This is a genomic window from Vannielia litorea (genome assembly GCF_018424695.1).
Classification (GTDB): domain Bacteria; phylum Pseudomonadota; class Alphaproteobacteria; order Rhodobacterales; family Rhodobacteraceae; genus Vannielia; species Vannielia litorea_A.
Window position 1 is genome coordinate 1 of sequence record NZ_QTNQ01000060.1, and the last position, 26,290, is coordinate 26,290.

Annotated in this window: 27 protein-coding genes; 18 read left to right on the top strand and 9 right to left on the bottom strand. The window is 66.1% G+C overall.

The annotated features are described in order from the left end of the window. From DYI42_RS17115 to DYI42_RS17125, 3 genes are all read left to right on the top strand, one after another. Positions 1–777: ATP-binding protein (locus DYI42_RS17115; RefSeq protein ID WP_213547398.1), on the top strand; the 777-nt coding region annotated here is incomplete at its 5' end. Beyond that, a complete protein-coding gene (locus tag DYI42_RS17120) occupies positions 774–1,346 on the top strand; it encodes a DUF4255 domain-containing protein (protein WP_213547399.1) in 573 nt (190 codons plus the stop codon). The genes DYI42_RS17115 and DYI42_RS17120, both read left to right, overlap by 4 nt. Continuing rightward, positions 1,343–2,338 carry a hypothetical protein gene (locus tag DYI42_RS17125; RefSeq protein WP_213547400.1) on the top strand — a complete coding sequence of 332 codons (996 nt, stop codon included), beginning with the start codon at positions 1,343–1,345 and terminating at the stop codon, positions 2,336–2,338. The genes DYI42_RS17120 and DYI42_RS17125 overlap by 4 nt, the downstream gene beginning before the upstream one ends. On the opposite strand, the gene DYI42_RS17130 is transcribed toward DYI42_RS17125, so the two are convergent. Then, a complete protein-coding gene (locus DYI42_RS17130; protein WP_213547411.1) occupies positions 2,329–3,339 on the bottom strand; it encodes an MBL fold metallo-hydrolase in 1,011 nt (336 codons plus the stop codon). The two genes, DYI42_RS17125 and DYI42_RS17130, sit on opposite strands and share 10 nt — an antisense overlap. 59 nt (positions 3,340–3,398) lie before the next feature. Next, a complete protein-coding gene (locus DYI42_RS17135) occupies positions 3,399–3,905 on the bottom strand; it encodes a MarR family winged helix-turn-helix transcriptional regulator (protein WP_213547412.1) in 507 nt (168 codons plus the stop codon). A gap of 243 nt (positions 3,906–4,148) precedes the next feature. On the opposite strand from DYI42_RS17135, the gene ectA reads away from it, so the two are divergent. From ectA to DYI42_RS17155, 4 genes are read left to right on the top strand one after another with little or no spacing between them, the layout of a single operon-like run. Next, positions 4,149–4,682: a diaminobutyrate acetyltransferase gene (gene ectA, locus DYI42_RS17140; protein ID WP_213547414.1), complete on the top strand. Its 534-nt coding sequence runs from the start codon at positions 4,149–4,151 to the stop codon at positions 4,680–4,682. Positions 4,683–4,728: 46 nt separating this feature from the next. Beyond that, complete coding sequence (gene ectB, locus DYI42_RS17145; protein ID WP_213547416.1) at positions 4,729–6,021, top strand: diaminobutyrate--2-oxoglutarate transaminase; 1,293 nt, start codon at positions 4,729–4,731, stop codon at positions 6,019–6,021. Positions 6,022–6,026: 5 nt separating this feature from the next. Beyond that, positions 6,027–6,431, top strand: a complete 405-nt coding sequence (locus tag DYI42_RS17150) for an ectoine synthase (RefSeq protein ID WP_213547418.1) — start codon at positions 6,027–6,029, stop codon at positions 6,429–6,431. Between the two features lies 1 nt (position 6,432). Then, positions 6,433–7,863, top strand: coding sequence for an aspartate kinase (locus DYI42_RS17155; RefSeq protein ID WP_213547420.1), 1,431 nt, complete (start codon positions 6,433–6,435; stop codon positions 7,861–7,863). Between the two features lie 56 nt (positions 7,864–7,919). On the opposite strand, the gene DYI42_RS17160 is transcribed toward DYI42_RS17155, so the two are convergent. From DYI42_RS17160 to DYI42_RS17190, 7 genes are all read right to left on the bottom strand, one after another. Then, on the bottom strand, positions 7,920–8,576 hold the full coding sequence (locus DYI42_RS17160) for a TetR/AcrR family transcriptional regulator (RefSeq protein WP_213547422.1): 657 nt from the start codon (positions 8,574–8,576) through the stop codon (positions 7,920–7,922). Between the two features lie 35 nt (positions 8,577–8,611). Then, a complete protein-coding gene (locus DYI42_RS17165; protein WP_213547424.1) occupies positions 8,612–9,919 on the bottom strand; it encodes a TRAP transporter large permease in 1,308 nt (435 codons plus the stop codon). A 34-nt stretch (positions 9,920–9,953) separates the two neighbouring features. Continuing rightward, positions 9,954–10,448: a TRAP transporter small permease subunit gene (locus DYI42_RS17170; protein ID WP_213547426.1), complete on the bottom strand. Its 495-nt coding sequence runs from the start codon at positions 10,446–10,448 to the stop codon at positions 9,954–9,956. Between the two features lie 57 nt (positions 10,449–10,505). After that, positions 10,506–11,630, bottom strand: coding sequence for a C4-dicarboxylate TRAP transporter substrate-binding protein (locus DYI42_RS17175; protein ID WP_213547428.1), 1,125 nt, complete (start codon positions 11,628–11,630; stop codon positions 10,506–10,508). Positions 11,631–11,699: 69 nt separating this feature from the next. After that, complete coding sequence (locus DYI42_RS17180; RefSeq protein WP_213547437.1) at positions 11,700–12,422, bottom strand: haloacid dehalogenase type II; 723 nt, start codon at positions 12,420–12,422, stop codon at positions 11,700–11,702. Further along, positions 12,422–13,657: a metal-dependent hydrolase family protein gene (locus DYI42_RS17185; protein WP_213547439.1), complete on the bottom strand. Its 1,236-nt coding sequence runs from the start codon at positions 13,655–13,657 to the stop codon at positions 12,422–12,424. The genes DYI42_RS17180 and DYI42_RS17185 overlap by 1 nt, the downstream gene beginning before the upstream one ends. 52 nt (positions 13,658–13,709) lie before the next feature. Continuing rightward, a complete protein-coding gene (locus tag DYI42_RS17190) occupies positions 13,710–14,354 on the bottom strand; it encodes an isochorismatase family protein (RefSeq protein WP_213547441.1) in 645 nt (214 codons plus the stop codon). 213 nt (positions 14,355–14,567) lie between these two features. Here DYI42_RS17190 and DYI42_RS17195 point away from each other — a divergent pair, with 213 nt between their 5' ends. From DYI42_RS17195 to DYI42_RS17245, 11 genes are all read left to right on the top strand, one after another. Further along, on the top strand, positions 14,568–15,911 hold the full coding sequence (locus DYI42_RS17195; protein WP_244867992.1) for a PAS domain-containing sensor histidine kinase: 1,344 nt from the start codon (positions 14,568–14,570) through the stop codon (positions 15,909–15,911). Beyond that, on the top strand, positions 15,908–16,900 hold the full coding sequence (locus DYI42_RS17200; protein WP_213547443.1) for a HupU protein: 993 nt from the start codon (positions 15,908–15,910) through the stop codon (positions 16,898–16,900). The genes DYI42_RS17195 and DYI42_RS17200 overlap by 4 nt, the downstream gene beginning before the upstream one ends. Beyond that, complete coding sequence (locus tag DYI42_RS17205) at positions 16,897–18,327, top strand: nickel-dependent hydrogenase large subunit (RefSeq protein ID WP_213547445.1); 1,431 nt, start codon at positions 16,897–16,899, stop codon at positions 18,325–18,327. Before DYI42_RS17200 ends, DYI42_RS17205 begins: the two co-directional genes overlap by 4 nt. Beyond that, on the top strand, positions 18,324–20,561 hold the full coding sequence (hypF, locus tag DYI42_RS17210) for a carbamoyltransferase HypF (RefSeq protein ID WP_213547447.1): 2,238 nt from the start codon (positions 18,324–18,326) through the stop codon (positions 20,559–20,561). Before DYI42_RS17205 ends, hypF begins: the two co-directional genes overlap by 4 nt. 236 nt (positions 20,562–20,797) lie before the next feature. Next, positions 20,798–21,886, top strand: coding sequence for a hydrogenase small subunit (locus DYI42_RS17215; RefSeq protein WP_213547449.1), 1,089 nt, complete (start codon positions 20,798–20,800; stop codon positions 21,884–21,886). A gap of 3 nt (positions 21,887–21,889) precedes the next feature. Beyond that, positions 21,890–23,686: a nickel-dependent hydrogenase large subunit gene (locus tag DYI42_RS17220; RefSeq protein ID WP_213547451.1), complete on the top strand. Its 1,797-nt coding sequence runs from the start codon at positions 21,890–21,892 to the stop codon at positions 23,684–23,686. A 21-nt stretch (positions 23,687–23,707) separates the two neighbouring features. Beyond that, a complete protein-coding gene (locus DYI42_RS17225) occupies positions 23,708–23,902 on the top strand; it encodes a hypothetical protein (protein WP_213547453.1) in 195 nt (64 codons plus the stop codon). Next, positions 23,892–24,647, top strand: a complete 756-nt coding sequence (gene cybH, locus DYI42_RS17230; RefSeq protein WP_213547455.1) for a Ni/Fe-hydrogenase, b-type cytochrome subunit — start codon at positions 23,892–23,894, stop codon at positions 24,645–24,647. Before DYI42_RS17225 ends, cybH begins: the two co-directional genes overlap by 11 nt. 291 nt (positions 24,648–24,938) lie before the next feature. Continuing rightward, positions 24,939–25,547, top strand: a complete 609-nt coding sequence (locus DYI42_RS17235; RefSeq protein ID WP_213547457.1) for a HyaD/HybD family hydrogenase maturation endopeptidase — start codon at positions 24,939–24,941, stop codon at positions 25,545–25,547. Between the two features lie 4 nt (positions 25,548–25,551). Then, positions 25,552–25,872, top strand: a complete 321-nt coding sequence (locus DYI42_RS17240; RefSeq protein ID WP_213547459.1) for a HypC/HybG/HupF family hydrogenase formation chaperone — start codon at positions 25,552–25,554, stop codon at positions 25,870–25,872. After that, a partial coding sequence (locus DYI42_RS17245) for a hypothetical protein (protein WP_213547462.1) occupies positions 25,869–26,290 on the top strand: 422 nt, incomplete at its 3' end. The genes DYI42_RS17240 and DYI42_RS17245, both read left to right, overlap by 4 nt.

The following is a 26,290-nucleotide window of genomic DNA, read 5'->3' on the forward strand; positions in this document are numbered from 1 at the left end:
CTCACCACCCGGCTGCGCTGGGACGACCTCGTGCTGGAGCCGCGCACCGAAGCGGCGCTGGAGCAGGTGCTGCGCTGGGCCCGGCTGGGTGACCGGCTCGATCATGGCGCGGGGCCGGGGCGGCTGGTGGGCCGGGGCTTTCGCGCGCTCTTCCACGGCCCGCCCGGCACCGGCAAGACTTTGGCCGCCGCGCTGCTGGGCCAACGCGCCGAGCGCGAGGTTTATCGGGCGGACCTGTCGCAGATCGCCTCCAAGTGGATCGGCGAGACCGAGAAAAACCTCGCCCGCCTGTTCGACGCCGCCGAGCGCTTCGGCTGGATCCTGTTCTTCGACGAGGCCGATGCGCTCTTCTCGCAGCGCACCGAGGCGCGCAGCTCGAATGACCGCTATGCCAACCAGGAAGTCGCCTATATCCTCCAGCGGATGGAGGCCTTCGAGGGAACCATGCTGCTGGCGACCAACCTGCGGGGCAATCTGGATGCCGCCTTTACCCGGCGGTTCCAGAGCGTGGTGGCCTTTGGCGATCCGGATGCGGCGGCGCGGCTGCGGCTGTGGCAGAATGCCTTCCGCGAGGGCGACTGGCTGGCGCGTGACGTCGATCTGCAGCGCCTTGCCGCACGCTACGAGCTGACCGGGGCCGCCATCGTCAACGCGCTGCGCGACGCCATGCTGGGCGCGCTGGCAGAAGACCGGCACAGCCTGACGCAGGACGACCTGGAGGCCGCCGCGCGGCGCGAGGTGCTCAAGAGCGACAGGGTGACGGAGCGGCTGGCATGATCTACGACGCGCTCGAATTCCTGCGCGGCACGCTCAACCGGGCGCTGGTGCAGCGCTTTCCCACGGCACAGGACTGGGTGCTTCTCTCGGCGCTGACACAGGCTGACGGCACGCCGCCGCCGGGCCTCAAATCACGCCTCTGCCTCAGCCTCATCAACATCGAGCGTGATCCCACGGCTTCGGGCACCGCGCCGCGTGTGCAGCCCGACGAGGGGCAGATGATTTCGCGCGCGCCGCTGCTGGCGCTCAATCTCGATGTGCTGGTCTCGGCCCATTTCGAGGATGCCTACGGCGACGGGCTGAAGCTGCTTTCGGGCGCGATCGACCATTTTCAGGGCAAGCCGCACTACCGGGCGGGCGCGGACCCGGGGCTGCCTGCGGGCATGACCAAGCTGAGCGTCGAATGGGTGGATTTGAATTTGCAGGAGATCTTCAACATCTGGACGGTGCTCGGCGGCCACTACGTGCCCTCGGCGCTTTACAAGGTGCGGATGCTGCTGGTGGCCGATGACAGGGCAGAGCGCGCCGGGGCCCCGATCACACGGCTGGGGCTGGAGCCGCGCCCGTGAAGCTGGCGTGGGTGCCCTTGCTCTCGGCCCGGATTGGCCATGCTGCCCTGACCGCGCCCCTGCCGTTGCGGCTTGTGCCCACGCCGGAGACGGCGGCGGCGATGCGGGCCTTCGGGCTGCGGGCCGACCCGAATGTGCCCGCCGGAAGTCTCGGGCTCCATGCGCGGGAGGGCGATGACGGCACGCCCGTTCTGCAAGCGCCCGACGATTGCGTTCTGACCTTTCGGATGGAGGCGGAGGCGCCGGAACTCTACACGCTGACCGACCTGCCAGAGCCGCCGCTGGTGCGCTGTTACGACAATCGGGCGACCCATTTGAAAGACGGGCTGCGGTGGCTGTCACCGCCCTCGGGCACCGGCGCGGCCGCACAGGGGCCGATGCTGGCGCTGAAATTGCCGGCTGGCGGGCAGGGCGCGCAGCTGACGCGGACTGCCAGCGGCGCGCAGCTTGGCGCGCTGCCCGTGGTGGACGGCTGGCTGCGTGCCGATCTCTCCGATCTGCCGGAAGGGCGCTATGAATTGCAGGTGGCGGGCAAGCCTGCAGAGGGTTTCTACCTGCTACCACCCGGCCAGAGCGTGCCGTTCGGCTGCATCGAGATCACCCTGCGCGCCGCGGTGCTCGGCGCGGCGGAACGCCCGATCCTGGGCGACAAGCTGCAACCGCAGAGCTACGGCCTGGAGTTGCCCGCACGGCCCTGCCTGCTGCGCTACACGGTGATCGGGCTGACGGCGGCGGCACAGGGGCGGATCGAGGCGGAGGGCGGGGCGGTGGACTTCGCGCCGATGGAGGCGGTGCAGTTTGCCGGGCGCGATGGATTTGCCGCCACGGCCCGCGCGGAGGTGCCGCTCACATCCACCGGGCCGCGCTGCACCTTGCACTACCGCGCGGACGGCGCGGCGCAGAGCTTGGCTCTTCCCGTGCCCGCCGCCGCGCGCATCACGCCGCAGGCGGCTGGGCAGGGCTGGCTGGCCGAGGCGGTGGTTTACCTCTGAGAGCTGGTCAGCTTCGGCGCCGGATCGGCCACATGCACATCGCCCGGGGCCAGGGCCACGAAGCGCTCCGGCGCGATGCCCGCCGCCGCGCGCGCCGCAGCGAGCAGCTCGCACGGCTCTTCCCTTGGCTCGTCGGTGAGCTGGAAGGTGCCCCAGTGAAACCCGAGCGCCTGGCGCGCCTGCACGTCCTGAAAGATGCGCACCGAATCCTCCGGTGCCACGTGCTGATCGCCCATGAACCAGCGCGGCTCATAGGCCCCGATGGGAATGAGCGCGATGTCGGGTGCGCCGTGGCGGGCGTGCAGGTCACGGAAGATCGCCCCGTCGCCATAGCCGGTGTCTCCGGCAAACCAGATGCGCGCTCCGGGCGCTTCGATCCAGTAGCCACACCAGAGCGCCATGCGCCTGTCGCGCAGCCCACGCGAGGACCAGTGGTTGGCCCGCGTCAGGGTGAGCGTGACACCGCCGGGCAGGGGGACTTCATCGTGCCAGTCGCCCAGCTCGATCCGCGCGCCGGGCACGCGCCGCCGCACGGTGGCATCTGTGCCCAACGGCATCACCATCTGCGGGGCGTCGCGGGCCTGCAGGCGGCGCAGGGTGGCGATGCAGAGGTGGTCATAGTGGTTGTGGCTGAGCAGCACGGCGTCGATGGGCGGCAGGTCGTTGAAGGCCACGCCCGGGGCTGTCACCCGCCGGGGCCCGGCAAAGCGCACCGGGCTCGCCCGATCGGCCCAGACCGGATCTGTCAGCAGGTTCAGCCCCGCGACCTGGATGAGCAGGGTGGCATGGCCGACCATCGTGATCCGGGGGGCCGTGCTGCGGGCCGGGGGGAGCGCAGGGGTGACGGGCACCTGCGCGGGCCAGGGCGCGCGCTGTCCCTCGCGCCGCCAGCGCCAGAGCTGGGCGAAGCTCTTGTCGGGCGAAGGTTGCCCGGGGGAGTGAAACCTGAGGCCGTCGAAATGGTCACTCACCGGGCCGGTGTAATAGGGGGGCTTCCGCATGGCGCGCAACCTGCCATCGGCCCGCGGCGGTGGCCATAGGCGCGATGCGGAAAAGCGGGTTAGTGGCGCTTCTGCGCGGTGTGGATGTCTCCGGCGGTGAGCACGGGGGAGGCATCGATGTCTTCCGCGTCCAGCATCGCCGCGACCCGCTCCAGCGAGGCCAACAGCTGCGCCTGCTCCCAATCGGCCATCTGCCCGAAGGCACGGACAAAGCGCTGCTGCAAGGCGTCGGGCGCATCGCGCACAACGGCCCTTCCGGTATCCGTGATGACAACATCGGTTTGCCGCCGGTCGGTCGCCGAGCGGTGCCGGGTAATCCACCCGGCCCGTTCCAACTTGTCGGTGATCGCCGTCACCGTCGCCTGGGCGACGCCCATCTGAACGGCCAGCCCTTTGGGGGTGAAGCTGCCACCGGGCCTGCCATGCAGGATTTGAAGGACCCGAAGCTGCGCCGGTGTGACCCCCGCCGAGCTGGCAAGGTCACGGTCGTAGAGCGCCGTGGCGCGCAGGATGCGGCGCAGGGCGATCAGGCTCTCGTCAACACGATCCACGGGACTTCCGGTCATCCCTTTAGTTTCGCATGAATTGGCGTTTCAGTTCAATCCCCAAAGGAGTTACGCCTGAGATCGCTGCGCAAGAGTGCTTTGCCGTGTGAAGCAAAATCTTGTGCCCGCAAGTGGGAAAAAGCCCGATCATCCGCAAAATATGCACTTTCTGTGAAATCTCTTCGGAACTTTGCTTCGGCTGTTGAATTATGACTCAAAGCCGACTACTTAGCTTTCCGAAGGAAAATGAGAGGACAGAGCCACATGCCGAAAGATCTTGCCGAACCCCGATCTCGCCAGCCCCGCCTGCGCAAACCCGATGCGACGGACGGGGCGGACATCTGGGAGCTTGTAAAAAGCTGCAAGCCTCTCGACGAGAATTCCATGTATGCCAACCTCATTCAGGCCGATCACTTCCGTGACACCTGCGTTGTGGCGGAACTGAACGGCGAAGTGGTGGGCTGGATCTCCGGCCATATTATCCCGGCGAAGGACGAACTCTTCGTCTGGCAAGTGGCCGTGAGCCCCAAGGCTCGTGGCCTTGGTCTTGGCAAGAAGATGCTGGCCGAGCTCATCGAGCGCGACGCCTGCGATGATGCCGACCACCTGAAAACCACGATCACCGAAGATAACGATGCCTCCTGGGCGCTGTTTCGCAGCTTTGCCCGCTCTATCGGAGGCGAACTGACCGACGAGCCGCACTTCGAGAGCGAAGAGCATTTCGGCGGTCAGCACGACACCGAACACATGGTGACGATCAGCCTGCCCACCCCCGGTGCGCTGGCGCGCGCAGCCTGATCGACCTCTTCCAAACAGACCGGATCAAATCCTGAAAGGATTCCTCATGCCCAAGGACATGACCTTGACCGATGACATTTTCACACGCCGCGAAAGTGCGGCACGATCCTACTGCCGTGGTATGCCCGCGATCTTCGCGAAGGGCCGCGGCTCGGAGCTGATCGACGCCGATGGCAACAGCTGGATCGACTTTCTGGCAGGCTGCTCGTCACTGAACTACGGCCACAACGACCCCGACATGAAGGCCGCGCTGGTCGAGCACATCACCGACGATGGCATCGCCCACGGTCTCGATCTGCACACCAGCACCAAGGCCGCCTTCATCGAGGCCTTCGACAGGCACATCCTCGCCCCGCGCGAGATGGATCACCGCATCATGTTCACCGGCCCGACTGGCGCGAACGCCGTCGAGGCGGCGATGAAGATCGCCCGCAAGGTCACCGGCCGCACGAACATCATCGCCTTCACCAACGGCTTCCACGGCGTGACCATGGGGGCGCTGGCGGCCACCGGCAACGGCTACCACCGGGGCGGCGCCGCGATGGACCTTCACGGCGTGACGCGGATGCCCTTTGACGGCTTCTTCGGCGAGGGTGTCGACACGGCCGCCCAGCTTGAGAAGATGTTGTCGGACGCCTCCGGCGGCATCGACGCGCCCGCCGCGATCATGCTCGAAACCGTGCAGGGCGAGGGCGGCCTCAATGCCGCGCGGACTGAGTGGGTGCAGCACATCGCGGCGATTGCCAAGAAGCATGGCGCGCTGCTCATCATCGACGACATCCAGGCCGGGTGCGGCCGGACGGGCACCTTCTTCTCCTTCGAGGAGATGGGTGTGACGCCCGATATCGTCACCATGGCCAAGAGCCTTTCGGGCTTCGGCCTGCCCTTCGCCGCCGTGCTGGTGCGCCCCGAGCATGACGTGTTCGGCCCCGCCGAGCACAACGGCACCTTCCGGGGCAACACCCATGCCTTCGTGACCGCCCGCGTGGCGATCGAGAAGTTCTGGGCCGACGATGCCTTCCAGAAGGAGCTGGCCGAGAAGCAGCAGCTCATCCACGACCGTCTGGCCGATCTTGCCGCGATGGTGCCCGGCGCGACCCTCAAGGGCCGTGGCCTGATGCAGGGCGTCGACGTGGGCTCGGGCGAGCTGGCCGGTGCCATCTGCGCGCGCGCCTACGAGATGGGCCTCGTCATCGAGACTTCGGGCAGCGAAGACCAGGTGGTCAAGGTGCTCGCCCCCCTCACCACGCCCGTCGAGACCTTCTCCAAGGGCTTCGACATTCTGCTGACTGCCGCCCGTGGCGTGCTGGACAGCCAAGCCAAGATTGCAGCGGAGTAACCCCGATGATTGTCAGAGATTTCAACGAGATCGTCAAAAACGAGCGCGACCGCGTCGTGAATGACGCGCAATGGAGTTCGGTGCGGATGCTGCTGGCCGATGATGGAATGGGCTTCTCCTTCCACATCACCTTCCTCGAGCCGGGTTCTGAACATACGTTCGAGTACAAGAACCACTTCGAGAGCGTCTACTGCATGCAGGGCAAGGGCTCGATCACCGATCTCGCAACTGGCGAAACCCATGAGATCAAGCCCGGCGTGATGTATGCCCTCGACAAGCATGACCGCCACGTGCTGCGCGCGGAAGAGGAGCTGGTGATGGCCTGCTGCTTCAACCCGCCCGTGACCGGCACCGAGGTGCACCGTGAAGATGGTTCCTACGCCGCCGCCGACGAGGCCGTGGAGGCCTGACATGACCCACACGGTTGAAAAGATCGGCGGTACCTCGATGGACCGCATTCATGACCTGCGCGATACGCTCATCCTCGGAGGGCGCAACGCCGATGAGCTCTATGGCCGGGTGTTCGTGGTGTCTGCCTTCGGCGGCATCACAAACCTCCTGCTGGAGCACAAGAAAACCGGCGAGCCGGGCGTGTATGCCGCCTATGCCATGGGCGACGACGCCGAGGGCGAGGGCTGGGAGGCGCGGCTGACCCGCGTGGCCGAGGCCATGCGCGAAGCGAACGCGCGGGTGTTGGACGATGACGCCGACCGCGCCGAGGCCGACACCTTCGTGAAAGATCGCATTCAGGGCGCACGCACAAGCCTGCTGAACCTGCGCCGCTTGTGCTCCCACGGGCACTTCCGCCTGTCGGAGAACCTGGCCCACACGCGCGAGCTTCTGGCTGGCATGGGCGAGGCACATTCGGCCTATGTTACCACGCTGCTGCTGAAGCGGTCGGGGGTGAAGGCGCGGTTTGTCGACCTGTCCGGCTGGCGCGACGAGGGCGGGCTGGATCTCGGCGGGCGCATCGAAGCGGCGCTCGAAGGGATCGACCCGATGGTGGAGATGCCCATCGTCACGGGCTATGCCCAGTGCCTTGAAGGGCTGATGGGTGAGTTCGACCGCGGTTATTCCGAGGTGACCTTCTCGCGTCTTGCCGCCCTGACGGGCGCCCGCGAAGCCATCATCCACAAGGAGTTCCACCTCTCTTCCGCCGACCCGAACCTGGTTGGCCACGGCGCTGCGCACAAGCTGGGCCGCACAAACTATGACGTGGCCGACCAGCTTTCGAACCTTGGCATGGAGGCGATCCACCCCAAGGCGGCCAAGACCCTTCGTCAGGCCGAGGTGCCGCTGCGAGTGACCAATGCCTTCGAGCCGGACGATCCGGGCACGCTGATCGACGACCGCCCGGCGGAGAGCGCTGCGGTGGAGATCGTGACGGGCCTCAAGCTCTTTGCGCTTGAGCTCTTCGAGCAGGATATGGTGGGCGTCAAAGGCTATGACGCGGCCATTCTGGACATCCTGGCGCGCCACAACGTGCGGATCGTCTCGAAGGTGTCGAACGCCAATACGATCACCCATTACGTGGATGCCTCGATGAAGGTGCTGCGCCGGGTCGAGAACGACCTATCGCGGCTTTATCCCTCCTCCGAGATCAGCACGCGGGCCATCTCGATGGCCTCGGTCATTGGGCGCGACCTGTCGGGCCTGTCGGTTCTGACCCGTGGCCTGCAAGCCATCGCCGGGGCCGGGCTGGAGGCGATTGGCGCCAGCCAGGGGCCGCGCAACGTGGACGTGCAGTTCATCATGGAGCGCGATGATCTGGAGCCCGCCATAGCGGCGCTGCACAAGGCGCTGGTTGAGGCCTCGGCCCAGCCCATGGCGCGCGCGGCCTGAGGCTCTTGACGGGCGGGCCGCACGTGTGGCCCGCCGCCAGCAACGCAAGCTGAAGTCTATTCCGCCGCTTTCCCGGGCCGTGCCTCGGGAGCGGCTTCCAGCATGTGCGGCAGGATCGTTTTCCAGGTTTCCAGCATGGTGCGAAAATAGGCGGGATCGTCCTTCAGCACCGTCTGCACCCCCATGCCGCGCACCAGGCAGACCGTCATGTTGAGCGCGGTCAGCGTGGCCTGCGGCCCGCCGTCCGCCTGCTTCTGAAATTCCCGCCAGATGCTGTCGAGCGCAGCGTGAAAATCCTTCACCACGGGCATCATCTGTGCCCGCAGCTCGCCATCTGTCCGGGCTTCGTTGATGAACTCCAGCGACAGGTAGAAAACCCGGCCCGAGAACATATCCCACAGGAACTCGACGAAATCCCCGAGGGTCACCTCGGTGCGGGCAACCTTGGCGGCCACGTCGCGGATCTCGGCGGTGGCATCGCGCAGCAGGTGCTCCATGGCAGCGACGATGATGTCGGAGCGGGCGGGGAAGTGGTGCAACAGCGCCCCGCGAGACACCCCGGCCCGACTCGCGAAATCATTGGTGGTGGCCGAGTTGTAGCCCTTGGCAAGAATCTCGTCGAGCGTGGCCTCGATCAGCTTCTTGCGTGTGGCGATGGAGCGCGCCTGGGCCCGGCGTTCGCTCCGTTTCGGCTCTGTCGTGCTTTCCGCCATTCGCCCTCCTCTTCAAACGGCCAATAAATATGCAATCAGTACGCGAGGGACGGCAACCACAGCGTCAGGATCGGGAAGGCGATGAGGATGACAAGTGTCAGCACGTCCATCGCGAGGAACCAGGTAATGCCCCGGAAGATCTCGGGCAGGGTGACGCGATTGTTGAGCGCCCCGTTGATCATGTAGACGTTCAGCCCGATGGGCGGGGTGATGAGCCCGATTTCCAACAGCTTGATGACGATGATGCCGAACCAGACCGGGTTGATGCCCGCCTCGTTCACCAGCGGCACGAGGATCGGCAGGGTGAGCAGCAGCAGGCCGATGCTGTCGATCAGCATGCCGAGCACGAGGAAGATCACGGTGACGGCAAAGAGGATCCACCATGTCTCCGTGCTGACCGAGAGGATCGCATCGGAGAAGGCCCGCGGAAAGCCCGAGAGCGCGAGGAAGCGGGTGAAGAATAGCGAGCCGATCAGGATGATGAAAATCGAGGCGGTGGAGATGACTGCCTGCGAGACGGCCTGAAACAGCGCGGCACGGGTCAGCTTGCGGCGCAGGATGGCAATGACGAGGGCGGCGAAGGCCCCCAGCGCACCCGCTTCGGTGGGCGAGAAGATGCCCGAGAAGATACCGCCCAGCACCACGAGGATGAGCGTGGGGAGGGGCCAGACATCGCGGAAGGCCTCGCGGCGTTCCTCCGGGGTGGGGTTGATCTCGACATCGCCTGCGAGGCTCGGCTTCAGCTTCACCCGGATCATGATCATGCCCATGTAGATCAGCGCCGAAATCAGGCCGGGGATGAACCCCGCCATGAAGAGCTGGCCCACCGAAACCTGCGCATAGACCCCGTAGAGGATGAGCAGGACAGAGGGCGGGATGAGCGAGCCCAGCGTGCCCGAGGCGGCGATGGTGCCGGTGGCGAGGCCGCGGTCGTAGCCGTTGTCGAGCATCTCGGGCACCGCCATGCGCGACATCGCCGAGGCTGTGGCCACCGAGGAGCCGGAGGCGGCGGCGAAGAAGGCACAGGCTCCGACCGAAGTGATGGCGAGGCCGCCGGGCAGGCGCGCGAGATAGAGCCGGAGCGCGAGGAAAAGGCCACGCGTCATGTCAGTGGAAGAGCAGATGAAGCCCATCAGCAGGAACATCGGGGCCGCCGACAGCTCCCACTGGCCGACATAGTCGAAAGGGGTGGCCGAGATCATGCCCCAGGCCACGTTCATGTTGAACATGATCCCGATGCCCGCGATCGACACGAGGCCGAGCGCCAGCCCGATGGGCACGCGGATGGCGATCAGCACCAGGGCGGCGACAACACCGGCGATGCCGATTTCGAGGTTGGTCATCAGGTCGCCTCCATCGGCGCGGTGCGGCTGCGCATCAGAGCGCCTGCCGCCGTGTTATGGCTTTGAGAAGGTTCGACAGCACCGCCAGAAGCGCCCCGGCAAAGCCGATGGGCAGCGCCCAGCGGGCGGGCCAGATGTAGAAGCGGAAGTTGCTCATCGCCTCTTCGGCGCGGCCTGTGGCCTTGATCGCATCGACCAGCGATTGCCAGAAGAGCATGCCGAAGAAGATCAGGCCCAGCAGGCAGGCGAAGAGGTAGAGCCCGAGCTGCACGCCCTTCGGCATCATCTGGGCGAAGAGGTCCACCCGGATGTTCTCGTTTTTCAGCTCGACGTAGCCGAAGGCGAGGAAGACCAGCGCCACCATGTAGTAGAACGATACCCATTCAAGCGTGCCGACGATCTGGCCGTTGACGAAGTAGCGCACCCCGACGTCGAGGGTGATGTGGGCCATCATCAGGCCCATGACCACGCAGGCCGCGGTGACGGTGCCGATGTTCAGCCAGCGGATCAGGCCGTGAAGGAGCTGCATGGGGCTGTCCTGTGGGGCAGGGGGCCCGGCGCGGTGCCGGGCCCGCCGCGCGTGGGCTTATTCGACGCCGTAGGTGGCCGGGTCGATCTTGGAGAAGATCTCCTGCATCGCAAGGTCGGTCAATGCGTCCTCGTCGGTGGTGTCGACATCGGCCAGCATGTCCGTCCACTTCTGCATGGTGGCCTGGAAGTCGCCGATCAGCGCTTCGGGGTCTTCCACACCAAAGTCGGCGCCCGCCTTCTCGACGGTGGCGGCGGTGGTACGGTCGCGGAACTCGGCGACATGATCGGCCAGGTCCTGCTCGGGCTCGTAGACGTTGCCGCCCGCGGCCTTGGAGGCTTCAAGCCCGGCCTCGACCTTCTCGTTGTAGGCGATGACGATGCGGGCCATCGAGCGGGCCGAGGCCTCCATCAGCACGCTGCGCTGCTCGGGCGTGAGCCCGGCCCAGAAGTCGGGGTTGTAGCCCCACTGCGGGCCCGACCAGTACATGCCGGTGGAGAGCAGCGTGGTGTGCTCGGCCACCTCCATCAGGGAGCGGTCCACGAGATCGCTCGCGGCGTTGGTGGCGCAATCCAGCGTGCCGCGCTCAAGGCCGGTGTACATTTCGGAGGAGGGGACATTGACGGGGATGCCGCCGGCGTCTTCCACCCAGACCGACACGGCGGAACCGGCGGTGCGGATGCGCTTGCCCTTCATCTCTTCGAGATTGCGCACCGGGCTGGAGCACATCAGCACATAGGCGGGCGTGGCATAGGCGCCGAGGTAGACGAGGCCCTTGTCGGCCCACTCCTGAAGCTGGACTTCGTTGTTCATCGAGAAGTCGGTGACGGCGAAGATCGCGGCAACCGGATCGGAGTAAGCGAAGCCAAGCTCCTGCACGGCGTTCGACACCGGCAGGTCGGAGGGGGTGTAGATGGCGGCGTGGTGCGCCACCTGCACCACGTTGTCCTGAATGCCCTGAAGCGCGGCACGCGGGGCCAGAAGGACGGTTCCGGTGAAGACTTCGGGCACGAGATCGCCGTCCGAAAGCTCCTGCACGAGCTCGGCCCAGCGGATGTAGCCCTCGCCCGACATCGGCACGGCGCCATCGTAGAAGCTGTTGGCGATAAAGTTGGTTTCCGCCGATGCGGTGCCGGTCATCAGCATCCCGGCAAGGGCGGTGCAGGTCAGAAGGTTCTTCATGGTCGGTTCCCCGTTGGTTGAGTGGTCTGGCCGCCCGCTCTTTCGGGGGCAGGTCGGCCGGTTGGGTGATCAGATTTTGCCGCTCTCGTGTGCCTCGGCCATTTCCCTGAGCGAGTTGAACCGGAAGGTCACCTCGGCCAGTTGCCCGGGGTCCATGGTGGCCCCGAATCCCTGTTTCGCGTGCCGCCGGTAGATCCAGGCGTTGTCGAGCCCGTTGGCCCGGCCCGGCACGTGGTCATGGAACATGCTCTCGGCGGTGTGCAGCAGCTGTGCCTTCTCCACGCCCAGCGTGCCGATCCCGCGCAGCAGGTAATCGAAGTTGCGCTGGTTGGGCTTGTAGCTGCCGATATCCTCGGCGGTGTAGATCGCATCCCACGCGATCCCCAGCTTCTTCGCGGCGCCGTCGAAGCTGCGGTTGTCGACGTTGGAGAGCACGATCATCTTGTAGTGCTGCTTGAGGTAGGCCAGCGCATCGGCGCTGTCTTCAAAGGCGGGCCAGTGTGGCACGGTGGCGCCGTAGCGCTCGCATTCGTCCCACTCCACCGACAGGCCCAGCTCCTCGGCGCAGCGGCGATAGACCGTGGCCAGCAGGCTGCCGTAGGCGCGGCCCGGCGTTTGGGCCTGTGCCGCGCTTTCGTTGCGGGCGTGCATCTCCAGCACCGCGTTGTCGGACATCTCGGTATCCAGCCGGTCGGTCAGGGGCTTCAGCCCCGAGATCATGCCGGCCTCCCAGTCGATCAGCGTACCGTAGACGTCGAAGCTGAGGGCGGTGTAGTCGCGTAAGCTGGCCATCAGAGCGTTGCGGCCTGCTTGACCGCCTCCCCAGCCTTGAGGATGAGTGGCATATGCGCCCCCTGTTCCGTGAGCAGTGACAGGTCATCCAGCGGGTTGCCCTCGACGGCGATGATATCGGCGTGGGCGCCGGGCGCGATGGTGCCAATCTGGCCTTCCATCCGCAGCACCTTGGCCGCATCCACCGTGGCCGAGCGGATCACCGCATCGGCGGGAATGTAACGTCCGCGCAGGGTGAACTCGCCCGATTGCTCGGTTTGCATGCCGCCCAGCAGGTCGGAGCCGTAGCCCATGGTGACGCCCGCGGCGTGGAACTTCTCCAGCCGTTCGAGCCCATGTTCACGCACGTCCGAGACCTTGGCGACGGACTCAGGCGGCAGGCCGAACTCTGCCCCCTTTCGCGCCAGCAGATCATAGGTGATGTTGGTGGGCACCACGGGGATGCCCTCCTTGGCGATGCGGGCGATGGTGTCATCCGCGATCAGGTTGCCGTGCTCGATGCATTCGAAGCCGCAGTCCAGCGCCCGCACGATCGCCTCGTCGGAGTAGAGGTGACCGGTGGCATAGGTTCCGAAGCCCTTGGCCATCTCGACCATCGCCTTCAGTTCGTCGACAGAGAACACGAGGTAGCCGACCGGATCGGAGGGGGAGGACACGCCGCCATCGGCCATGGCCTTCACGAACTGCGCGCCGTTCTTGATCTCTTCGCGCACCGCGCGCTGCACTTCGGGCACGCCATCGCAGATGCGGCCCATCGCGCCGAGGCTCTGGTCATACCAGCTGGCATTCTTGTTGTCGTAGGGGCCGCGATAGTCGGTGTGCCCGCCGGTCTGCGACAGGGCCTTGCCGCAGATCACCAGCCGCGGGCCGAGAAAGGCGCCCTCGTCGACCGCCTGTTGAAGGCCCCGGTCTGCGCCGCCGAGATCGCGCACCGTGGTGAAGCCCCGCATCACCATGTTGCGCATCAACAGGCTGCTGCGGGCGGCGATGAGCGAGGCGGGCAGGGCGGCGTTGAGGCCGAGGTTGGCGGTGGTGGCAATGACATGCACGTGGCAGTCGATCAGGCCGGGCATGACGGTGAGGCCCTTCAGATCGAGCACCTCGTCGGTCTCGGCGGTGGCCGCGGGGCCGACCTCGCGGATCATCCCGTCTTCGATCACGATTCCCATCGGATCGGTGGGCTCGCTCGCCGTTCCGTCGACGATGCGGGCGTTCTTCAGCAGCTTCAGTGTCATGTCGCCTCTGTGTTGCGGGCCGCAGCGGCCCCTTTCAATTCATGGCGTCGGCTCAGGCCGCCGCCTGCGCCTTGTGCCAGCTTTCGAGGAAGTCGAGCGTATATTGCAGGTCGACCACATCGACGTAGCGCCGCCCCAGGTCGCGGAGGTTGTCGCGATGGGGCTGCTCTTCGATGTCGCCCACGCAGTCTTCGGGCACCAGTGTGCGATAACGGTGGCTGAAGCTGTCGATGGAGCTGGCGCGGATGCAGCCGCTGGTGTTGCAGCCGGTGACGATCACCGTATCCACCCGCTCCTTGGCGAAGTAGTCGGCCACATCGGTGTTGAAGAAGATTGACGGCCCTTTCTTGCAGACCACAAGGTCATACTCCGGATCATATATGCGCGGATCGAGCGCGGCGCTGGGGTGGTCGTGGCGGAAGGTCTCGCGCACGGCGGTGATCTTCCAATAGGGCATCTCGCGCTCGTTCATGTAAGCGGTATTGCAGCTCGCCACCGGCACGCCATAGGCGCGGGCGACCTTGAGAAGTTTCTCGGTGTTCTCCAGCGCGCGCATCACCAGGGGCGCGCCGCCGAGCGGATACTGCGGCTCGGTAAACCCCTTCTGGAAATCCACCACCACGATGCCGGGCTTGGCGCCAAGGCCAACCGGGATCTCGCCATAGCTGCGGTTCTTGTAGTCATCCTGAGCCGTCATCGCGCATCCCCCACGTATCTTACGCCTCCAGACTGCCGCGCAAAAAAACAAACAGTCAAGACTGTTTTTAATCTTTGAGACCGGGGGTGAGCTTGCGGTTAACGAGTTGCGGACGAAAGCGGCACTGCAGCCGAGACGGTGCCTCGTTGATGGGCGCGGCGAGACTTGCGGATTCTTTGCATCGTGCAGAAAGCCCGATATGCTCGCGCGGTGATGGAACAGTCCCCCCCCATGCAAAGCAATGCCGACACAACGCCGGGCGAGGGTCTTGTGGGCGAGGAGGTCTGGTCTGACGTGCTTCAGGCCATGGACCGCACCTATGCCGAGCTGGTGGACTACCAGGAAGAACTGGAAGCGCGGAACGCCGAGCTGACCAGCCTGCGCAACTTTCTCGGCTCTATCATGACTTCGATCAGCGACTACCTCGTGGTGACAGATCGTTCGGGCCGCATTGCCGAAGCCAGCGCCTCTTTCTGTGCGGCGCAGGGCAAAGCGGTGGAGGCGATGACCGGGGTGATGATCTCCGAGGTGTTCGACGCCGAGGAGGGGGCGCGAGTGCGTGATGCCATCGCCCGCACGCTGGCGGCCCGCGAGGTCCGCGAGGTGAGCGCGCAGATGGTCACCGCCGCGGGGCGCGAACCGGTGGAGTTTCGCATTTCGCCCCGGCTCGACCGGCGCGGCAAGGCCACCGGCGCCATCCTCGCCGGGCGGCCCATGGGCGAGCTGCTGCGCGCCTATGACGAGCTGGAAACCTCGCACCGCGAGCTGAAGGACACGCAAGGCCAGCTGGTGCGCAACGAGAAGATGGCCTCGCTGGGCCGCCTCCTGGCGGGCGTGGCGCATGAGCTGAACAACCCGATCAGCTTTGTCTACGCCAACACCTACACGCTGGATAAGTACCTCAACCGTTTCGAAACCTATTTCGAGCGGGTGCAGGCCGGTGCCTCGCGCGAGGAGCTGATTGCCCTGCGCGCCGAACTGAAGCTGGACCGCAACCTTGCCAACCTGCGCGGGGCCGTCACCGGCGCACGAGACGGGGCGGAGCGCGTGCGCGACATCGTGGAAGACCTCCGCCGCCTCTCCGCCGACGGCTCGGGCGAGAGCACCTGCTTCGATCTGGTCGAGGTGGCCCGACTCTCGGCAAGCTGGATCGAGCGCGGCATGAAATCGGAGGTCGCACTGACCTTCGAGGGCGCGCCGCGCTGCATGGTGACCGGCCGACGGGGGCATATTCAGCAGGTGCTGATGAACCTCGTGCAGAATGCGGTGGATGCGATGGCCGGCAGCGCCGCACCGGAAATCCGTTTCGAGACGCGCCAGGAGGGCGACAGGGTGGTGATGGATGTCTGCGATGCCGGCCCCGGGGTGCCCGAAGATATGAGGGCCACGATCTTCGATCCGTTCTTCACTACCAAGGAGGTGGGCAAGGGCACCGGCCTTGGGCTGTCGATCAGCCACAAGATCGTCGAGGAACATGGCGGCGCGCTAGAGCTGGTGGAAGGCGGCGGACCGGGCGCCTGCTTCCGGCTCACCCTGCCGGGCGGAGAGGCGGCATGAACATTCTCTGGCTGCAATCGGCGGGCTGCGGCGGCTGCACCATGTCGCTGCTCTGCGCCGAAGATCCCAACGTTTTTGCCCTGCTGGACGGCGCGGGGCTGAAGTTTCTCTGGCACCCCAGCCTGAGCGAAGCCACCGGCGCGCCCGTCCGCAGGATGCTGGAGGCGATCGAGGCGGGGGAGCAGGCGCTCGACATCCTCTGTATCGAGGGCTCCATTGTCCGGGGGCCGGGCGGCACCGGCAAGTTCCACATGCTGTCCGGAACGGGGCGGTCGATGCTGGACTGGGTGCAGAGCCTCGCGCCGAAGGCCGAGCACGTGGTGGCCGTGGGCACCTGCGCCACCTATGGCGGGGTTACCTCGGCGGGCGAGAATCCCGCCGATGCGGTGGGCGTGCAATACGACGGATCGCTCCCGGGCGGCGCGCTGCCCGCCGAGTTCACTTCGCGCTCCGGCCTGCCCGTGATCAACGTGGCGGGCTGCCCGACCCACCCCGATTGGGTCACCGAGACGCTGATGCTGATTGCCGCCGGAGAAATGCACGCGGGCGCGCTCGACGGCCTCGCACGCCCGCGCTTCTACGCCGACAACCTCGTGCACCACGCCTGCCCGAAGAACGAGTTTTACGAGTACAAGGCCAGCGCCACGCATCTCTCGGAGATGGGCTGCATGATGGAGCACCTCGGCTGCATCGGCACCCAGGCGGTGGGCGATTGCAACATTCGCGGCTGGAACGGCGAGGGCAGCTGCACCCGGGCGGGGTATCCCTGCATCAACTGCACCGCGCCCGAGTTCGAGGAGCCCGGCCACGGCTTTACCGAAACGCCCAAGTTCGCCGGCATCCCCGTGGGTCTGCCGTCGGACATGCCCAAGGCCTGGTTCATGGCGCTCGCGAGCCTCAGCAAGGCCGCCACGCCAAACCGCATCGCCCGCAACGCGGTGGCCGACCGCATCGAAGTGCCCCCCAGCCTGAAGAAGACGAAGACATGAGCGAAACACGGCTGGTTGTCGGCCCGTTCAACCGGGTGGAGGGCGATCTGGAAATCCGGTTGGATGTGGCGGGTGGCGAGGTGACGGCGGCCTATGCCAACTCGCCGCTCTTTCGCGGCTTCGAGCGGATGATGCTGGGCAAGGGCCCGATGGATGCGCTGACGATCACGCCACGCATCTGCGGGATTTGCTCTATAAGTCAATCGGTTGCGGCGGCGCTGGCGCTGGCCGAAGCCTCGGGCGCAGAGATGCCGCCTTCGGGCGCGCGCACCGCAGCGCTGCTTCACGCGGTCGAAAACCTCGCCGACCATGTGACCCATTTCAACCTCTTCTTCATGCCCGACTTTGCCCGCGAGGGCTATGCGAGCCGCGCGTGGCACGCGCGTGCCGCACAGCGCTTCACCGCGATGAAGGGCTCCGCGCTCCATGCCGCCACCGAGGCCCGCGCGCGGCTCTTTCATATCGTCGGCATGCTCGGCGGCAAGTGGCCCCACACGCTTGCCGTCCAGCCCGGTGGCGTCACCCGCGCCCCCTCGATGCGGGACAAGCTGCGGATCGGCGCAAGCCTCAAGGCCTTCCGTGTCTACCTTGAAGGCACGCTCTTCGGGGCCCCGCTGGAAGAGTTCGCAGAGTTGGGCAGTGTCGAGGCGCTGGAGGGCTGGAGCACGGGCGACGTGGCGCTCTTTCTTGAGATCGCCCGGGATCTGCGGCTGGTGACAAGCGGCAGAAGCGCGGCACGCTACCTCTCCTTCGGCGCCTACCCGGGGCCGGACGGGCGGGTTTTTGCGCCCGGGGTCTGGGCGGGCGGCGCGGCGGGGGCCTTCGACCCGGCGGCGATCCGGGAAGACCTCTCACACGCATGGATGCTGGGCGAAGCGGCCCACCCGACAACAGGCCAGACGGTGCCCGACGCCGCGATGGCCGAGCCCGGATATAGCTGGTGCAAGGCGCCCAGGCTGGGCGGTGAGACCTTCGAGACCGGCGCGCTGGCCCGGCAGGTGATCGACGGCCATCCGCTGGCGCTGGCGCTGGCACCGGAGGCAAGCGTTCGGGCGCGCATCGTGGGGCGGCTGCTGGAAATCGCCCGCACCCAGATCGAGCTGGAGCGGCTGCTGGCCGCAATTGATCCGGCCGAAAGCTTCATGGCTCCCTTCACCTTGCCGAAGGACGGCGAGGGCGCCGGGCTGGTGGAGGCGGCGCGCGGCTCGTTGGGCCACTGGCTGCGGATCGAGGGCGGAAAGATCGCGCACTATCAGATCATCGCGCCGACGACCTGGAATTTCTCTCCGCGGGACGCCGCAGGCGTGCCCGGCCCGGTCGAGGCGGCACTGGTGGGCGCGGAGGTGCGCGACGGGGAGGACACGCCGCTTTCGGTGCAGCACATCGTGCGCTCGTTTGATCCCTGCATGGTCTGCACGGTGCATTGAGCAAGGCGCGTGAAATCCGCGTGCGCGGGCAGGTGCAGGGCGTGGGCTTCCGGCCCTTCGTCTGGCAGCTGGCGCGCGGCATGGGGCTGCGCGGCGAGGTGCTGAACGACCCGGAAGGCGTGCTGATCCGTGTGGCGGGCGACGGGCTCGATGCATTCGAGGCGGCGCTGAAGGCCGAGGCCCCGCCGCTGGCGCGGGTGGATGCCGTGGAGAGCCGCGCGGTGGCGTTTGCCCCCGGCGAGAGCTTCGAGATCGTTGCAAGCGAGGGGCAGGGGGCCGAAACCCGCGTCACTCCAGACGCTGCCACCTGCGACGCCTGCCTTGCCGAACTGCGTGACCAGGAGGACCGCCGCCACGGCTACCCCTTCGCCAACTGCACGCACTGCGGCCCGCGCTTCACGATCCTCAAAGGCCTGCCCTACGACCGGGCGCAGACCACCATGGCCGCCTTTCCACTCTGCGAGGCCTGCGCCGCCGAGTATGCCGACCCCGGAGACAGGCGCTTCCACGCCCAGCCGGTGGCCTGCGCTGCCTGCGGCCCGCGGCTCTGGATCGAGCCGGAGGCGGCGGACCCCATCGCGGCGGCGGCGCAGCGGCTGTTGGAAGGGGAGGTGCTGGCGGTGAAGGGGCTGGGCGGCTTCCACCTGGCCTGCGACGCGACCAACGCGGCGTCGGTGGCCCGGCTGAGAGAGAGGAAACACCGCCCCACCAAGCCCTTGGCCCTCATGGGCACCCTCCCCATGATCCGCGCCGCCTGCGCGGTGACCGAGGCCGACAAAGCCCTGCTGACCGACCCCGCCGCGCCCATTGTGCTGCTGGACAAGCGCGGGCAAACCCTGCCCGCAGCCATCGCGCCGGGCCAATCCACCCTCGGCTGGATGCTGCCCGCCACACCGCTGCACCACCTGCTGATGGACGCCGTGGCGCGCCCGCTGGTAATGACCTCCGGCAACCTCTCCGGCGAGCCGATGGTGATCGGCAATGACGAGGCGCGGGAGAAGCTGGCGCCCTTCGCGGATGCCTTCCTGATGCACGACCGCGAGATCGCGCGGCGGTTGGACGACTCCGTGGAACGGGCCGTGCCGCCCATGGTGTTGCGTAGGGCGCGCGGGCGGGTGCCCGGCACCCAGCCGCTGCCAGAGGGTTTCGAGGCAGCGCCGCAGGTGGTGGCCTATGGCGGGCAGATGAAATCGGCGATCTGCCTTCTGAAGAACGGGCAGGCTCTGCTCGGGCACCACCTGGGCGAGCTGGACGAGGCGCTGACCTACGAGGCGTTCCTGGCGGCTGACAGGGATTACGCCGAACTCTTCGACCATGCCCCTGAGCTGGTCGCCTGTGACCTGCACCCCGATTTTCGCGCATCGCAGCACGCCCGCAGCAAGGGCCTGCCGGTGGTGGAGGTGCAGCACCACCACGCGCATTTGGCGAGCTGCCTCGCCGAGAACCTCTGGCCGCTCGACGGTGGCAAGGTGGCCGGGATCGTTCTTGACGGCATCGGCCTCGGGCCGGACGGCACGGCCTGGGGCGGGGAGGTGCTGCTGGGCGATTACCGGGGTTTCGAGCGGAAGGCCTGGCTGAAGCCCGCGCCGCTGATCGGCGGTGACATGGCCGCGCGGGAGCCGTGGCGCAACGCGCTGGCTCGGCTGGATCAGGCGGGGCTTTCGGACTGGGCCGATGAGCTCTTTGCCGACCGGCCCGTGGCGATGGCCCGGATGGCGGCGGATAAGGAAATGAACGCACCGCTCTCGTCCTCCGCCGGGCGGCTCTTCGACGCGGTGGCGGCGTGTCTGGGGATCTGTCCCGATGGACAGAGCTTCGAAGGGGAGGCGGCGATGCGGCTTGAGGCGATGGCGCGGGCATCAAGCGGGCTGCGCCGCTATAGTCTTGCGACGGGTATTCCGACGCCGTCGGTCGCTTCGGGGCCGCTGGACACCGCAGAGCTGTTCAGGGCAATCGCCGCGGGGCGGCGTTCAGGCGCACGGATCGAAGATCTGGCCTTCGCGTTTCATCTCTGGCTCGTGCGGCTCTTCGAGGGGGCGGTTCTTGGCGCGATGGCGGGTCAATCCGTTGACCATGTGGTGCTCTCCGGAGGGTGCTTCCAGAATGCGCTGCTTTCTGCCCTGATGCGCAAGGCTCTGTCGGACTACAACGTCATGATTCACCGCACCACCCCCGCCAACGACGGTGGCCTGGCGCTGGGGCAGGCGCTAATCGCGGCGGCCACCCGCCTCTGAGGGTGTCCCGGTAAGGCGCTTTCCGCTCAGGCGGTGAAGCGGTTACCGCTCTCCCGTTCGCAGCTGCGGAATCCTCGCGTATTTCGCGCGCAACCCTCTGACAGAAATAACGAAAACCGGAACGCCCATTTCCGGGGCATTTGCGTGGAACCGCCCTGAGGCCCGTGAAATCCATGGTGTGGGGACGTGGGTATGCGATGGCATCCCGCGCGAATCGGATCACGGGAGGAGCCAGCTTGAGCCAGATCGAAACCTTCTACGACGTGATGCGCCGGCAAGGGATCACCCGCCGCAGCTTCATGAAATACTGCTCTCTCACCGCCGCTGCTCTGGGGCTCGCGCCTACAATGGTGCCCAAGATCGCCCATGCGATGGAAACCAAGCCGCGCACGCCGGTGATCTGGGTGCACGGGCTTGAATGCACCTGTTGTTCCGAAAGCTTCATCCGCTCGGCCCACCCGCTGGCCAAGGACGTGGTGCTCTCGATGATCTCGCTCGATTACGACGACACGCTGATGGCCGCCGCGGGCCACCAGGCGGAGGCGGCGCTGGAAGACACGATCCAGAAATACAAGGGCAACTACATCCTCGCGGTGGAGGGCAACCCGCCGCTGAACGAGGATGGCATGTTCTGCATCGTTGGCGGCAAACCCTTCGTCGATCAGCTGAAGCATGCCGCCAAGGACGCCAAGGCGATCATCAGCTGGGGGGCCTGCGCCTCCTACGGCTGCGTGCAGGCCGCCAAGCCCAATCCCACCCGGGCGACGCCGGTGCATAAGGTCATCACCGACAAGCCGATCATCAAGGTGCCCGGCTGCCCGCCGATTGCCGAGGTCATGACCGGCGTTATCACCTACATGCTCACCTTCGACCGGCTCCCCGAGCTGGACAGGCAGGGCCGCCCGGCGATGTTTTATGGCCAGCGCATCCACGACAAATGCTACCGCCGCCCGCACTTCGACGCGGGCCAGTTCGTGGAGGCCTGGGACGACGAGAACGCGCGCAAGGGCTACTGCCTTTACAAGATGGGCTGCAAGGGCCCGACCACCTACAACGCCTGTTCCACGGTGCGCTGGAACGAGGGCGTTTCTTTCCCCATCCAGTCCGGCCACGGCTGCATCGGCTGCTCGGAAGACGGCTTCTGGGACCAGGGCAGTTTCTATGACCGGGTGACCGATCTGACCCAGTTCGGGGTGGAGGCGAATGCCGACAAGGTGGGCATGGCCGCCGCAGGCGTGGTGGGCGCGGGCGTGGCGGTGCATGCCGCTGTCACCGCGCTGAAGGCCGCGCAGAAAAAGACACAAAGCAAGAAAGAGGAGGTCTGAGCCATGGCTGTCATCAACACCCCCAACGGCTACGACCTCGACAACTCGGGCCGCCGCATCGTGGTCGATCCTGTGACCCGGATCGAAGGCCACATGCGCTGCGAAGTGAACGTGGATGACGAGGGCTTCATCCGCAATGCGGTCAGCACCGGCACCATGTGGCGCGGGCTCGAGGTGATCCTCAAGGGCCGCGACCCGCGCGACGCCTGGGCCTTCACCGAGCGCATCTGCGGCGTCTGCACCGGCACCCACGCGCTCACCTCTGTGCGCGCGGTTGAGGATGCGCTGGGCATCACCATCCCCGACAACGCGAACTCCATTCGCAACATCATGCAGCTGAACCTCGAGATCCACGATCACGTGGTTCACTTCTACCACCTGCACGCGCTCGACTGGGTCAACCCGATCAACGCCCTCAAGGCCGATCCGAAGGCAACGTCGGAGCTGCAGCAGGCGGTCTCTCCGTCGCACCCGCTATCCTCCCCCGGGTATTTCCGCGATGTGCAGAACCGCCTGAAACAATTCGTGGACTCCGGCCAGCTTGGCCTGTTCAAGAACGGCTACTGGGACAACCCGGCCTACCTGCTTCCGCCCGAGGCCGACCTGATGGCGACCACGCATTACCTTGAAGCGCTCGATCTTCAGAAGGAGATCGTGAAGGTCCACACCATCTTCGGCGGCAAGAACCCCCATCCGAACTGGCTGGTGGGCGGTGTGCCGTGCCCGATCAACGTGCACAGCACGGGCGCAGTGGGTGCGATCAACATGGAACGGCTCAACATGGTCTCGTCGATTATCGACAAGTGCCATGAGTTCAACACCAACGTCTATCTGCCTGATGTGAAAGCAATTGGCGGCTTCTACAAGAACTGGCTCTATGGCGGTGGCCTGTCGTCTCAGGCCTGCCTTGCCTATGGCGACATCCCCGAGAACCCCAATGATTTCTCGGCCGAGAACCTCTACCTGCCGCGCGGCGCCGTCATCAACGGCAACCTCGAAGAGGTGCATGATGTCGATCAGCGCGACCCCGAGCAGGTGCAGGAATTCGTCGATCACAGCTGGTACACCTACGGCGAGGCCGGCAAGGGGCTGCACCCCTGGGATGGCATCACCGAGGCGCAATACGAGCTGGGGCCAAACGCCAAGGGCACCCGCACCAACATCGAAGAGCTCGACGAGGCGGCCAAATACAGCTGGATCAAGGCACCGCGCTGGAAGGGCCACGCGATGGAGGTGGGTCCGCTCGCCCGCTACGTGGTGGGCTATGCCAAGGGCCACGAAGACATCAAGAACCAGGTCGACGGGCTGCTGCGCGACATGAACCTGCCGCTCAGCGCGCTGTTCTCCACTCTGGGCCGCACCGCGGCGCGGGCGCTGGAAAGCGAGTATTGCGGGCGGTTGCAAAAGCACTTCTTCGACAAGCTCGTCACCAACATCAAGAACGGCGACGAGAGCACCGCCAACGTCGAGAAGTGGGATCCCTCCACCTGGCCGAAGGAGGCCAAGGGTGTGGGGGCCACCGAGGCGCCGCGCGGGGCGCTGGGCCACTGGATCAAGATCAAGGACGGGCGCATCGAGAACTACCAATGCGTCGTGCCCACCACCTGGAACGGCTCGCCGCGCGATACGGCGGGCAACATCGGCGCCTTCGAGGCCTCGCTGATGAACACCAAGATGGAGCGGCCCGACGAGCCGGTGGAGATCCTGCGCACCCTGCACAGCTTCGACCCGTGCCTTGCCTGTTCGACCCATGTGATGAGCCCGGACGGCGAAGAGCTGACCCGCGTGAAAGTGCGCTGAGCGCGCAGGGAGGAGACAACCATGAAACGCATCACGACAACACTTGCGGCCCTCACCCTCGCCGCGCCCGCGCTGGCCCACCCGGGCCATGACGCGGCCCTGACCGGCGCGGCACATTATGCCTTCTCGCCCCTGCATGGGCTGGGGATCATCGCCCTGGCCCTGGGTCTGGGCCTCCTGCGCTGGCTGCGCCGGGGAGGCCGGGATGAGCAGTGAGGCCACAGACCCCCGCTCTTCGCTCACCGGCGCCCATGCCGATGCCGAAGATCTCGCCAGCGCCTCGCGCCAGACCAGCGTTTACGTCTACGAGGTGCCGGTGCGGCTCTGGCACTGGATCAACGCTTTAGCCATCCTGACGCTCTGCATCACCGGCTATTTCATCGGTGCGCCGCCGCCCTCGATGCAGATCTCGGAGGCGACGCACCAGTTTGTCTTCGGCTATATCCGCTTTGCCCATTTCGCCGCCGGATGGATCCTCTGTATCGGCTTTCTGGGGCGCATTTACTGGGCGATCTTCGGCAACCACCATGCCCGGCAGCTCTTCTATGTTCCGGTCTGGCGGGGCAGCTTTTGGCGCGAGGTCTTCCACGAGATCAAGTGGTATGCCTTCCTCACCGACGCACCGAAGAAATACGTGGGCCACAACCCGCTGGCACAGCTCGCGATGTTCTGCTTCTTCACGCTCGGCGTCACCTTCATGATCGTCACCGGCCTCGCGCTCTATTCCGAGGGGTTGGGGCACGATTCAACGCTGTTCAAGATGTTCGGCTGGGTCTTCGGGGTGTTCGGCGACAACCCGCATTACCTGCACACCTACCATCACCTCGGCATGTGGTGGATCGTGATCTTCATGATCATCCACATCTACGTGGCGATCCGCGAAGACATCATGAGCCGCCAGTCGATCGTCTCCACGATGATCTCCGGCCACCGCACCTTCAAGGACGACCGGCCCGATTGAGCCGGGCGCCAGCAAGCCGGAAGGCACGAATCAAGAGGGCAGCCCATGTGGCCGCCCTCATTGCGTGATAGTCAGATTTCCATTTTTGCGAAGATATGGAAGAACATTAACCATATGCTTGGGCCGACCCAACGCCGCATGTCCTGTCAGATCTCTTGAAAACAAAGCGGTAAGAGCTGTTCGGGCGGTGTTCATTTTTCTGATCCGCACCCGGAGCCGGATGGATTATCTTCGATCTGAGGGAATATCGGAAGCTGCGTTGCCAGTTTCCATCAGGGAGGAGAGCTGAAAATGAGCAAGCGCGTGCTCGTTCTGGGCATCGGTAACGTGCTGTGGGCGGATGAGGGCTTTGGCGTGCGCTGCGTCGAAACGCTGGTCGCCTCCCACGCTTTTCCCGAGACCGTCCGCCTGCTCGATGGCGGCACCCAGGGGCTCTACCTGCTGCCCTTTCTCGAAGAGGCCGACGCGCTCATCGTTTTCGACGCGGTGGATTACGGCCTCGTGCCCGGCACGTTGAAGATCGTCGAGGGCGACGAGGTGCCGCGCTTCATGGGCGCCAAGAAGATGAGCCTTCACCAGACCGGATTTCAGGACGTGATCGCAACCGCCCAGCTCATGGGCTACTGCCCGCCCGAGCTGCTGCTGATCGGCTGTCAGCCTGAGGAGCTGGAAGATTACGGCGGCGGGCTGCGCGATGTGGTTGCCGCCCAGATCGAACCGGCAATTGCGGTGGCTCTGGAGCGGTTGAAGGCCTGGGGCATCGAAGCCGAGGCAGGGCAGGGCGACGAGAGCCTGCTGGCCGATCCGTCGATCAAGCGCGCCGCTTATGAGGCCGGGCGCCCCGCCGCGAGCGAGGCCTGCCGCACCGGCGATGCGCGCTTCTTCCCGGCGGGCGACTAGGCCCATGTGCGTGGGCATCCCGGTGCAGATCGTCTCGGTCGAGGGCATTGCCGCGCAGGCGCGGGACGGCGATGAGGTGGCGCTGATCGACCTGTCCCTCACCGGCCCGCTGGCCCCCGGTACTTGGGTTCTGACCTTCCTTGGCGCCGCCCGCGAGGTGATCTGCGCCGAGGAGGCCGCACAGATCCGCAAGGCCCTCGGGGGCCTGCGCGCGCTGATGCAGGGCGGCGAGCTTGGCGATGCCTTCGCTGACCTTGAGGCGCGCGCGCCCCAACTTCCGCCGCACCTTCAAGCGGCCCTCGACAACGGAGAGAAAACCGGATGACACATGCGCTGATCGAGCGGCTGACGGGCGAGCTGGGCTGGCCCCGGCTGAGCACCGAAGCCGAGTTGGAAAGCTTCACCCGTCTGCCCGGCTGGCACGCGCTGTTCCTGCCCGGCGACGTCAAGCGCAACCTTGAAAGCCCCGACGTGGCGGTGATCCTGCCGGAGCTGAAAATGGCCTTCCAGGGCAAGTTCGATTGCGCCGTGGTCGATGACGCCATCGAAACCGCCCTGCGCGAGGCGACGGGCGTGCTGAAGACCCCGAGTGTCATCTTCTTCCACGACGGCCGTTTCGCCGCCGGCATCCCCAAGGTGCGCGACTGGGATGACTACGTAGCCCGGATCACCCCCACGTCGGGGCTTTCAAGGTTGCGCTTGACGTCGCCGGGCAGGAACAGCGCGTGCCAGCCGGGCAGACG

Bases quoted from the DNA above. Each gene is read 5' to 3' on its own strand.
- DYI42_RS17120 (WP_213547399.1), top strand. From the start codon at position 774: ATGATCTACGACGCGCTCGAATTCCTGCGCGGCACGCTCAACCGGGCG.
- DYI42_RS17130 (WP_213547411.1), bottom strand. From the start codon at position 3,339: ATGCGGAAGCCCCCCTATTACACCGGCCCGGTGAGTGACCATTTCGAC.
- DYI42_RS17135 (WP_213547412.1), bottom strand. From the start codon at position 3,905: ATGACCGGAAGTCCCGTGGATCGTGTTGACGAGAGCCTGATCGCCCTG.
- ectA (WP_213547414.1), top strand. From the start codon at position 4,149: ATGCCGAAAGATCTTGCCGAACCCCGATCTCGCCAGCCCCGCCTGCGC.
- ectB (WP_213547416.1), top strand. From the start codon at position 4,729: ATGCCCAAGGACATGACCTTGACCGATGACATTTTCACACGCCGCGAA.
- DYI42_RS17150 (WP_213547418.1), top strand. From the start codon at position 6,027: ATGATTGTCAGAGATTTCAACGAGATCGTCAAAAACGAGCGCGACCGC.
- DYI42_RS17155 (WP_213547420.1), top strand. From the start codon at position 6,433: ATGACCCACACGGTTGAAAAGATCGGCGGTACCTCGATGGACCGCATT.
- DYI42_RS17160 (WP_213547422.1), bottom strand. From the start codon at position 8,576: ATGGCGGAAAGCACGACAGAGCCGAAACGGAGCGAACGCCGGGCCCAG.
- DYI42_RS17165 (WP_213547424.1), bottom strand. From the start codon at position 9,919: ATGACCAACCTCGAAATCGGCATCGCCGGTGTTGTCGCCGCCCTGGTG.
- DYI42_RS17170 (WP_213547426.1), bottom strand. From the start codon at position 10,448: ATGCAGCTCCTTCACGGCCTGATCCGCTGGCTGAACATCGGCACCGTC.
- DYI42_RS17175 (WP_213547428.1), bottom strand. From the start codon at position 11,630: ATGAAGAACCTTCTGACCTGCACCGCCCTTGCCGGGATGCTGATGACC.
- DYI42_RS17180 (WP_213547437.1), bottom strand. From the start codon at position 12,422: ATGGCCAGCTTACGCGACTACACCGCCCTCAGCTTCGACGTCTACGGT.
- DYI42_RS17185 (WP_213547439.1), bottom strand. From the start codon at position 13,657: ATGACACTGAAGCTGCTGAAGAACGCCCGCATCGTCGACGGAACGGCG.
- DYI42_RS17190 (WP_213547441.1), bottom strand. From the start codon at position 14,354: ATGACGGCTCAGGATGACTACAAGAACCGCAGCTATGGCGAGATCCCG.
- DYI42_RS17195 (WP_244867992.1), top strand. From the start codon at position 14,568: ATGGAACAGTCCCCCCCCATGCAAAGCAATGCCGACACAACGCCGGGC.
- DYI42_RS17200 (WP_213547443.1), top strand. From the start codon at position 15,908: ATGAACATTCTCTGGCTGCAATCGGCGGGCTGCGGCGGCTGCACCATG.
- DYI42_RS17205 (WP_213547445.1), top strand. From the start codon at position 16,897: ATGAGCGAAACACGGCTGGTTGTCGGCCCGTTCAACCGGGTGGAGGGC.
- DYI42_RS17220 (WP_213547451.1), top strand. From the start codon at position 21,890: ATGGCTGTCATCAACACCCCCAACGGCTACGACCTCGACAACTCGGGC.
- DYI42_RS17225 (WP_213547453.1), top strand. From the start codon at position 23,708: ATGAAACGCATCACGACAACACTTGCGGCCCTCACCCTCGCCGCGCCC.
- cybH (WP_213547455.1), top strand. From the start codon at position 23,892: ATGAGCAGTGAGGCCACAGACCCCCGCTCTTCGCTCACCGGCGCCCAT.
- DYI42_RS17235 (WP_213547457.1), top strand. From the start codon at position 24,939: ATGAGCAAGCGCGTGCTCGTTCTGGGCATCGGTAACGTGCTGTGGGCG.
- DYI42_RS17240 (WP_213547459.1), top strand. From the start codon at position 25,552: ATGTGCGTGGGCATCCCGGTGCAGATCGTCTCGGTCGAGGGCATTGCC.